This is a genomic window from Pseudonocardia pini, assembly GCF_013870575.1.
GTDB lineage: Bacteria > Actinomycetota > Actinomycetes > Mycobacteriales > Pseudonocardiaceae > Pseudonocardia > Pseudonocardia pini.
The window spans coordinates 1-8,812 of sequence record NZ_JACBXB010000163.1; the positions used below are offsets into that span (position 1 = coordinate 1).

The window sequence follows — 8,812 nt, forward strand, 5'->3', positions numbered from 1 at the left end:
GGCGCACCTGCGCGGCAGGCACCTCGCCGGCGAGGTGGCCGTCGGCGAGCTGCTCTGGACGGCGACGGACGACACGCACCGCACCGTCCTGGCCCGCTTCCCGCTCAGGGACCCCCGCCGGACGACTGGTCGGGGTGGCGGGATTTGAACCCACGGCCCCTCGCTCCCAAAGCGAGTGCGCTACCAAGCTGCGCCACACCCCGTCGGCCCCGAGTCTAGGCCACCCCGGGCGACGCCACGTGTCGACCGGGACAGGGTTGCCACCCCGACCCGCACGGGGCGCCGCGGAGGCCGGCCGAGACGTGCCGGGGAGCCTGCCGGAGGTCGGAACCTGATCGGCTATCCTGACCGGGCCCACGGAGCGATCCGGGGGCACGCGGGCGTAGCTCAATGGTAGAGCCCTAGTCTTCCAAACTAGCTACGCGGGTTCGATTCCCGTCGCCCGCTCCACCTCTGACCAGCAGGTTCTTCCGAGACGGACCGGCTGAGTTGTCCACAGGGGGATCACCAAGGGGGCGAAACCTCCCTACCCTGTGGTCATGCCTAGACGCGCGAGCTCGGCCGAGAGCCGGGCGCGAGGGTCCATCGAGACCCGCCCCAACGGCCGACTGCGCGTGACCGTGTACGCCGGGATCGACCCCGTGACGGGCCGTCGGCACTACCTCCGCGAGGACATTCCCGCGGGCCCGAAGGCTCGGCGCGAGGCCGAGGACGTCAGGATCCGGTTCCTCGCTGAGGTCGCGGCGAAGCGCAACCCCCGGACGAGCGCGACCATCGACCAGCTCCTGGAACGCTACCTCGACCAGTTCTCGGGCTCACCGACGACGCTGGACCTCTACCGCACGCATGTGCGGAACCACATCTCACCGGTACTCGGTCACCTGCGGGTCGGCCAGCTCGACCCGGAGACCCTCGACTCGTTCTACGGCGAGCTCCTCCGGTGCCGGTCCCGGTGCGCGGGTCGCCGCAGGGTCGACCACCACAGCGCCGATCCGCACGCCTGCGACGACCGCTGTGCCCCGCACCAGTGCAAACCCCTCGCGCCGACGACCGTGCGGCACATCCACTTCATCCTGTCCGGCGCCTACAAGCGTGCCGTTCGGTGGCGCTGGTTGGCGGTGAACCCGATGGCGCAGGCCGAGCCTCCTCCGCCCCCGAGACCGAACCCGCAGCCGCCCACGGCCGCCGAGGCGGCGCGGATCGTGAACGAGTCGTGGCGAGACCCCGACTGGGGAACCCTGGTCTGGACGGCCATGACGACGGGCGCGCGCCGCGGAGAGTTCTGTGGCATCCGAGTCTCGGCCGTCGACCTCGACGAAGGTCGGGAGACGATCTGGCTGCGCCGAGCGATCAGGCGCGAGCCCGGGGCCGGCTGGACCGAGGCGGACCTCAAGACGCACCAGCAGCGCCGAATCGCGCTCGACGCAGAGACCGTCACGGTTCTGCGGGCCCACCTCTCGCGCTGCCGAGCTCGGGCCGACGCCATCGGCGTGGAGCTCCGTCCGGACGCCTACCTGTTCTCGGGAGCCCCGGACTGCTCGACCTTCCTGACCCCGGACAGCGTGACCCAGCGCTACGACCGCATGGTCGCGCGCCTCGGCATCGAGACGACGATCCACAAGCTGCGCCACTACTCGGCGACCGAGCTGATCGCCGGCGGCGTCGACCCGCGGACCGTGGCAGGTCGGCTCGGACACAGCGGGGGAGGAACGACGACGCTCAAGGCCTACACGGCATGGGTTTCCGAGGCTGATCAGCGCGCAGCGAAGGGCCTGGGGGCCGGGATGCCACGACGACCCGTCGAGCTCAACGAGGTCGAGCAGATCAGGAGCGACCCTCGATACCCCTACCAGGCTGTGGCCGCCGCGGTCGCCGAGCTGATCGACGATCAGACAATCGCCCCCGGCGATCCCGCGCCCTCCGCAGTGGATCTCGCTGCGCAGCACGAGATTTCGTTGGCCACGGCGAAGCGGTCGTTGGTGCTGCTCACCGAGTGGGGTCTTCTCACCCGCCAAGGCCGAGGCCCCTTGTGCGTTGCCGAGTCCCTCGCTGCACCCACAGCCGTCGCACCCGCTGCCGAAGTGCTGGCGCTGCCCGTCCAGATCGCGCCCGAGCCGACCGAGGCGAGGTTGCTCCGGCTGACGGTGTGGCATCGCGGGCAGATTGTCACCACATTCTCGACGGCTCTCGACCCCGCGAACGCCGCTGCCCTGCATGGTGTTCTCGCGTCGGCTGTGCGCCGGTCGGGCGGCGACGAGGCGGAGATCGCCGACTATGAGATGGACGTTCACGTGCCCGGCGAGCCCGAGCCCCTGCTGTCCTTCGTCGCTTCGCCCTGGACGTCCTGACCGTCCCCGAGGACGTTGAGCCATCGTCAAGTCGTGCCCTTAGCCTGTGGGTGATGAGCACGCAGCAGGGCCGGACCTTCGGTCGAGAGTCCGCTACCCGGACCATGCAACTCGCGTGCGAGGCGGTCGGACTTTCGTCCGAGGACGCCGAGCTCATCCGGCTAGGCGAGAACGCGATCTTCCGCGCAGGCCAACCGCCGGTGATCGTGCGTATCGCTCGTGGCCCGGCGTTCCGGGACTCCGCGCGCAAGGAAGTCGCGGTTGCCCGCTGGCTCGAGGACGAGGGCATCCGTGCTGCCCGTGTGTGGTCCATCAAGGACGAACAGCCCCTGGAGGTTGACGGCTCTCCCGTGACGTTCTGGGAGTTCCTGGACGGGCGGCGGGGGAGTCCGGACGACATCGTGTCCCTCGCCGGCATCCTCCGCGACCTGCACAGCCGAGCAGTCCCTCGCTCGTTCGACCTCTCGGCGGAAGACATCCTTGGCCGGGTGCTGCCGAGGATCGAGAGCTCCCCGATCCCGGACGACGACCGGCGATACCTCACCGACCTGGTCACGGAACTTCGGGAGGCCGTCGCCGGTCTCAGCTTCCCACTCGACGTGGCAGTCACCCACGGAGACGCCCATGTCCAGAACCTGATGGTCGTCGACGAGCAGCCGATCCTCATCGATTTCGAGCGCGTCGCAGTCGGCCAGCCTGAGTGGGACCTGGCCATGACGGCCACCGAGTACGCGACCGCGGGCTGGTGGAGCGCCGAGCAGTACCAGGCGTTCTCCGACCGCTACGGGTTCGACGTCATGACCTGGTCAGGCTTCGACGTCCTCCGCCGGGTCCACGAACTCAAGATGACCACGTGGCTGATGCAGAACGTGCGTGAGTCTGATGAGATCTGCGCGGAGTTCCAGCTCCGCATGCGCGCGATCCGCGGAAGTGGTGATGCCGGAGAGTGGCGGCCATTCTAGTGTGACGGTACGCTGCCAATGGCAGGCGATAGTGTACGACTCAGCCGTACGCGCCGTAGGCAAGAACGGCCGATTCCGCTCTTCTTGCAGAAATGGACCTCGGCATGTCAGCGTCGGTATCTCGTGCTTAACGATGAGAGGTTTGACGGATCTTGAAGGTCGCGGGCTCGATCCTGAAAAGCCTTGACATGGCGGCTGCGGCCAAAGAGGTGACAGCGGGCTCGGCTGTTCAGCGACTGCCTCCGCTTTCCTTCTATCACTGCATGAACGACGCGCAGGAAAGCCTGGTCGAGGCTGCGCGGGCAATGTATATCGAGGGGCGGAGCCCTGCGGCGGAGACGATAACCATGCCGCGGCGCGGATTCGGTCCGCGACCGGTCACTCTGCTGTCGCCAATCGACCATGTTGTTTATTCGTCGCTCGTATCGCGGATAGTCGCCGCTTCAGGTGTTCCTGACCGTTCGGCTGATGAATGGATGGCGTTCGAAGGTTTCGGACGTGCTGAACCTGTAGATCCAAAGTACAAGTATTTGGTTGAGATCGATATTGCTTCATGCTACGAGTATATAGATCACCTGGATCTCAGATCTGAGCTGATTTCACTAACCCTCGATGTCGATGCGGCGCAGGCTCTAGTCGAACTCCTGACGTCAATCTATCCACGGGGGAGGGGCCTCCCGCAGCTGCATCTTTCCAGTGATCGGCTCGCGGAGATATATCTTTCGGTAATCGAGCGGTCACTCCTGCGAAGAGGCTATCCGGCCAAGCGGTATGCGGACGACTTCAGAATTCTTGCCGAAACCTGGCCGCAGGCTAACCAGGCGATCGAGGACGCCGCCGATGCGGCGCGAGAACTTGGCTTGATTTTGTCTACTGAAAAGACTCGCATAATTCGGATAGACACTTTGCGAGATCAGGCTGACGCCGACAATTTATTCCTTGCTCGTCATTTTGGGGCGAAGCCGACCGTCGAAGAATTTCTCGCTAGCCCATACGGTCCAGATCTGGTCGAAGATGACACTGACGACGACGATGACGATGATGGAGTCGAGGGCGTCGAAGACGTAGCTGCCGATCAACCTGTGTCAGAGCGCGACGCAGGTCCAGATGACTCCCTCCACCGAGGCGCACTCTCGATCATCGAAGAATGGGTGCAGGGTGTGCGGCGTCAGGGAGAGCCGCATCTTCTCGGTTCGAAATGGTTACCTGGAGCGGTATCGCTGCTGGCTGATGCTTCGGTGCGAATCTCAGATGAGAATCTTCAGGAGATCGTATTTCGCATCCCAATGAGCCTTGAGCCCGTGGTCAACTATCTTCGAAAGCGACCATCTGAGTTGGACGCGAACTGGGCCACGCTCCAGATGCTCAGCTCGATGGGTCGACAGAGTCCTTGGGCCAAGATCTGGCTGCTTTATCTTGCTCGACATCTGTCCGTGCTGAAGTCGGCGAGTCGGACCGATGTGCTCGAATGGGCGGAGGGGCAAGCCTGGGATTCCCATGAGGTTGTCCGCTGTCAAGCGATCTGGACGATCGCCCATCAGGACAATAGAGATGTGAAAGGTCTTGTGTCGGCGGCTTATGGGCCTGCTTCGTCTCTAACGCGAGCTGGTATTGCTGCGGCGGCTGGAGCTGGCGAGATCGCCGAAAATGATCCGCTAGCTAGGGCAATCCGATCGGACTCGAAGCTGTCGAAAGCTGCATTTGAGTGGGGTAAGTCGCATTGACGGACGAGCATACTGGTAATGCCGACGTGGCAACGCTCCAAGCGAATCTTGGGCTGAGGAAGCTCGCTCTGCTTGCGGCTACGTTGAATGAGCAGCAGCCGGAGTCTGTAATTATCACCTCATCGACCCTGGCGGAGGCGTATGTGGATGAGATTCTGCGCCGCCTCGTGGAGCTCCGTTCGAAGGCCTACGGTGCATTTGAGCTGTTGATGGTCAAAGAGGTTCGCGACCGCTTCTATGTCTCCTGGGATGAACGCTTGAAGTGGCTTACCAAGGGCTTTCAGGTAGGGAGTCAAGGTAGTCGGGTTGTGCAGGAACTGCGCCTGCTGGTGGAGCTGCGAAATTCGATCATTCACGGAGGTGGCGCGCTCACTCAGATGCAGACTGGCAAATTGCAGGCGCAACTCGCTCTTGAAAGAGACTTGCGCCGTGTCCTATCTGTTGAGGTGGAAGGCGGGCGAGTGGCTATGGGGTCGGATACGCCGAGGCTTGCAGTTCTGATAGCTCGGGCGTTCATCCTGGATCTTGACTCGGCGGCGCGACTCCAACTTGCCCCGTGACGAGCTGTTGGACGGATCTCAGTGGCTGGCAGCTAGCGGATTCAACGCAACTTCCTAACCTGTTGTCAAAGCGTCGCGCGAGAAGCTCAAGAAGTTGGTTATACGGGGGTCTCGTGGATGTAGCCTCGATACAATCGCAATGAAGTCGTGAACGTACCGCTGATACCTGCTAGAACGGAGTGGGCCCGCCGTCGTCAAGGCGCCTCTCGCGATCTCGACTGATTCGTCTAGGTGTCCAGCATGGAGGGCGCCGACAGCAGAAACCAGCGTGATGAAGGCGCGTGTCCTCGGGGGAGTGACGTCTGGCTTGATCGCGAGTGTCGCGAACTCGCCTGTCTCGTTGGGGCGGCGCAGGTCGCGGAAGCAGTGGGCGGCCTCGCCGGCGAGCTCAGTCTCGTCGAAATAGCTGATCCAGGCGGGATCATTGTCGGGGTCGCGGGTGTGGAAAGCCTGTTCGGCGCGGGTGATCGCAGCGGCGGATCCCGGACCGTCGCCCAGTGAAGCCAGCGCGCGAGCCTCCATGGCGAATAGGAGGGATGCGACCGCGCCGGAGCGCTTGTGGCCGGGGATCGACTGGCCGGCACGGGCGAGTTGGACAGCCTGCTCGAAGCGGCCGATGTAGTTCGCCTGGTGACTCAGGTTCGAGAGGAGTCGCGCGCCCATCAGCGGGTCCTGGGCCTCCTTCGCCAGACGGAGCGCGTAGACGAAGTAGCGCTGCGCGGCGCCGTGGCGGCCGGAGTCGTACGCGCTCCAGCCGAGCAGCTGGGCGAGCTCGGCCGTCGCGGAGAAGAGATCGCGCCCAGCGGGGCCGGTCGCTGCGGCGGATCGCAGGATCGGCATGACCTGGTTGCGGAAGAAGAACAGCAGGAGCTCGCGCGTGTGTCCGCCGCCGAGCTGGAAGTCCAGGTCCATCAGATGTGTGGTCGTGGTGCGGATCGTGAGCGCGTCGAGCTGCTGGGCTTCGGCAGCGGGGGAGGCAGTGTCCAGGGTGGAGCCGCCGAACAGGTAGCCCGTGATGACGCCTGGCGCCGCAGCGCTGTCCCAGCGGCCGAGCGGAGCGATGGAGCCGGGCGCGACGTCTGCGCGGGTGAGGTCGCCGAGGTTCGTGGTCGCGACCTGGATGGCCTCCGGGTACTCGACGGCAGCGCCGACGACCGGCTCGCGCTCTGCCCCTTCGTCGGCGGTGAAGCCCAGGTCGGCGAGGCTCAGGCTGCGGCCCGCGCGTTCCGACATCGCCGTGGCGATGTAGTGGGCCGTCTGCCGCTTGGGCTGCATGCCCTTCAGGTAGCGGCCGATCGCGATGTGGTCCGTCGACAGCTGGTTGCCGTCCCGAGCAGCCAGGTCGCGGACGCGAGCCGCCAGGCCCTTGTTGCTGAAGTTCAGCGTGGCCAGGGCAGAGGCGAACATGCGGTTCGGTCCGTCCACGTGCCTCACCCCCTCGGGCTGGCCTGCACCCCAGCGCGCACCCCCTGTGCACGGATGCACCCTCTGAGCACACTGTAGATCGACGCCGCGTCCCTGTTTGCTGAATGAGTGAAGACAGCAGCCCAGGTTGTGGATAACTCAGGAACGGCGCTGGTGAGGGCCCTGAGATTCGAGAGCCTGCACGCGGGCGTCGAGGTCGGCGAGGGCCGATCTGACGAAGTCGGACAGCTCCTGGAGGCGCGTTTCGACGTCTCCGGCGGCAGGCGGCGAGTCGGGGAGGGCGGTCACGTAGACAGCCTTGCCGGGCTGGCCGCGGACGAGCCCTTCGTTCCGGAGCTCCTTGACGGCGGCACGCACGACCGTCGTCGACGCTCCGTACCTCGCGGTGAGTTGGCTCGTGGAGGGGAGCTCGCTACCGACCGGGAGGGTCCCGCCGGCTATGGCTGATCGGAGATCGTCAGCCACCTCGAGATAGCGAGGCCGGCCGGTCGGTGCGCCCATATGGTCCTCCGGGTACGAGCTGGTTGCTGTGCACACATAGTGCGCCATCGACGTCGGGCAGCTCACCCGGATGCACCTTGCTCAACCGTGTGCGCAAAGCACACAATGCACGTACGGATCGATGAAGGGGAGATCATGTCGCCAGGAGAATCGACGGCCAGGCCGACGTTCTACGACGTCAAGGCTGTCGCCGAGATGTTCCACATGTCGCGGATGACGGTGTACCGCGCGATCCGTGACGGCGAGATCGCCGCCGTGCGAATCCGCGGGCGCTACATCGTCCCCGCGAAGGTCATCGACGAGCTCATCGCCTCGGCGGAGTCCGCGGCCCAGCAGCAGAACGGCTCGCTGAGCTGGCTGAGCGAGGTGGCCCGATGAGCGCTCTCGACCAGATCGACGCTGCCGTGGATCGGGCCGGGCGGCTTCGGGACGAGCTGCTCGCGAACCCGTCTGCGGTCAACCGGGCCGAGCGGCTGGCACTGCTGTTCGCGTCCGAGGCTCGGGCGTGGTCCCAGCTCTTCGAGGTCGCTGAGACGCGGCCGGTGTGGCGCGCCGCGTTGGTGGCCGAGCAGCAGGCGCGTCGCCACGCGGCGTGGTGGTCCAAGCAGGCGCGCTCCGGGCGACTCGCGCCCGAGCGACAGCCGATCAGTTCGGAGGTGTGAGGTCATGCAGGCGGTAGGAGTTCTCATCTTCGTCGCGATCCTCGGCGCGTTCATCTGCGCCAAGGTCCGCGCACCAGGGGGAGCGGTCGCGTTCTCGCTGCTCGCCTTGGTGCTGTTCATCGCGACACCCGCAGGCCGGGGCTTGCCCGACGCGATCAGCTCGTTCCTGACCGCGGTCGACAACGCCTCGACCCCGGCGCTCAACGGCGGCGGCCAGGAGGCGGGGGTGGGGCAGTGAGTTCGCCGGAGCGAGCGAGGCAGTTCGAGGTGGGTCGGCCCGGCGACGGGTTCTTGGCGGGACACAGCCGCCGGGCCGTTCTCACCGCACATCAGCAGACGGCAGGAGAGGTTCCGATGGTAGAGCGAGACGCAGACGGAGGGCGGGCCTGGCTGTCCCGTGCCCGCTGCCGCGACATGGACGCCGAGGTGTTCTTCCCAGTCGCGGAGGCAGGCCCTGTACGTGAGGGCCAGGTGGCGCAGGCGAAGGTGATCTGTGCGGGCTGCCCGGTCCGTGCGCAGTGCCTGGACTGGGCGATCAGGTCCCTCCCGCACGGCGTGGCGGGTGGTCTCGACGAGCACGAGCGCGCCGAGCAGCGCCGCGGCCGGCGCATCGAGCGTCCGGACGGGATG

At 65.8% G+C, this 8,812-nt stretch carries 11 protein-coding genes and 2 tRNA genes; 9 read left to right on the top strand and 4 right to left on the bottom strand.

The window, feature by feature from the left end:
• Positions 1 to 126 precede the first annotated feature (126 nt).
• Positions 127 to 203 (bottom strand) — tRNA-Pro (locus H5J29_RS12120).
• A gap of 173 nt (positions 204 to 376) precedes the next feature.
• On the opposite strand from H5J29_RS12120, the gene H5J29_RS12125 reads away from it, so the two are divergent.
• Positions 377 to 450, top strand: a tRNA-Gly gene (locus H5J29_RS12125).
• Positions 451 to 863: 413 nt separating this feature from the next.
• Here H5J29_RS12125 and H5J29_RS34955 read toward each other — a convergent pair.
• Complete coding sequence (locus tag H5J29_RS34955; RefSeq protein WP_246393777.1) at positions 864 to 1,025, bottom strand: hypothetical protein; 162 nt, start codon at positions 1,023 to 1,025, stop codon at positions 864 to 866.
• 27 nt (positions 1,026 to 1,052) lie between these two features.
• Here H5J29_RS34955 and H5J29_RS34960 point away from each other — a divergent pair, with 27 nt between their 5' ends.
• The 4 genes from H5J29_RS34960 (at position 1,053) to H5J29_RS12145 (ending at position 5,594) form a co-directional block, all read left to right on the top strand.
• Positions 1,053 to 2,348, top strand: coding sequence for a site-specific integrase (locus H5J29_RS34960; RefSeq protein ID WP_312858178.1), 1,296 nt, complete (start codon positions 1,053 to 1,055; stop codon positions 2,346 to 2,348).
• A 53-nt stretch (positions 2,349 to 2,401) separates the two neighbouring features.
• Positions 2,402 to 3,310, top strand: a complete 909-nt coding sequence (locus tag H5J29_RS12135; RefSeq protein WP_181781039.1) for a phosphotransferase enzyme family protein — start codon at positions 2,402 to 2,404, stop codon at positions 3,308 to 3,310.
• A 152-nt stretch (positions 3,311 to 3,462) separates the two neighbouring features.
• Positions 3,463 to 5,034 (top strand): RNA-directed DNA polymerase, encoded by a 1,572-nt coding sequence (locus H5J29_RS12140; protein ID WP_181781040.1) that lies wholly within the window; start codon positions 3,463 to 3,465, stop codon positions 5,032 to 5,034.
• Positions 5,031 to 5,594, top strand: a complete 564-nt coding sequence (locus H5J29_RS12145) for a hypothetical protein (protein WP_181781041.1) — start codon at positions 5,031 to 5,033, stop codon at positions 5,592 to 5,594. The genes H5J29_RS12140 and H5J29_RS12145 overlap by 4 nt, the downstream gene beginning before the upstream one ends.
• Positions 5,595 to 5,648: 54 nt before the next feature.
• On the opposite strand, the gene H5J29_RS12150 is transcribed toward H5J29_RS12145, so the two are convergent.
• Entirely contained in the window at positions 5,649 to 7,019 is a 1,371-nt protein-coding gene (locus tag H5J29_RS12150; protein WP_181781042.1) for an NsdA family TPR-like regulatory protein, read from the bottom strand.
• A gap of 138 nt (positions 7,020 to 7,157) precedes the next feature.
• On the bottom strand, positions 7,158 to 7,484 hold the full coding sequence (locus tag H5J29_RS12155; protein ID WP_220187305.1) for a winged helix-turn-helix domain-containing protein: 327 nt from the start codon (positions 7,482 to 7,484) through the stop codon (positions 7,158 to 7,160).
• 171 nt (positions 7,485 to 7,655) lie between these two features.
• Here H5J29_RS12155 and H5J29_RS12160 point away from each other — a divergent pair, with 171 nt between their 5' ends.
• The 4 genes from H5J29_RS12160 to H5J29_RS12175 form a co-directional block, all read left to right on the top strand.
• On the top strand, positions 7,656 to 7,898 hold the full coding sequence (locus tag H5J29_RS12160) for a helix-turn-helix domain-containing protein (RefSeq protein ID WP_181781044.1): 243 nt from the start codon (positions 7,656 to 7,658) through the stop codon (positions 7,896 to 7,898).
• Positions 7,895 to 8,182: a hypothetical protein gene (locus H5J29_RS12165; protein ID WP_181781045.1), complete on the top strand. Its 288-nt coding sequence runs from the start codon at positions 7,895 to 7,897 to the stop codon at positions 8,180 to 8,182. Before H5J29_RS12160 ends, H5J29_RS12165 begins: the two co-directional genes overlap by 4 nt.
• Positions 8,183 to 8,186: 4 nt before the next feature.
• On the top strand, positions 8,187 to 8,420 hold the full coding sequence (locus tag H5J29_RS12170; RefSeq protein ID WP_181781046.1) for a hypothetical protein: 234 nt from the start codon (positions 8,187 to 8,189) through the stop codon (positions 8,418 to 8,420).
• Between the two features lie 116 nt (positions 8,421 to 8,536).
• A partial coding sequence (locus H5J29_RS12175) for a WhiB family transcriptional regulator (protein ID WP_181781047.1) occupies positions 8,537 to 8,812 on the top strand: 276 nt, incomplete at its 3' end.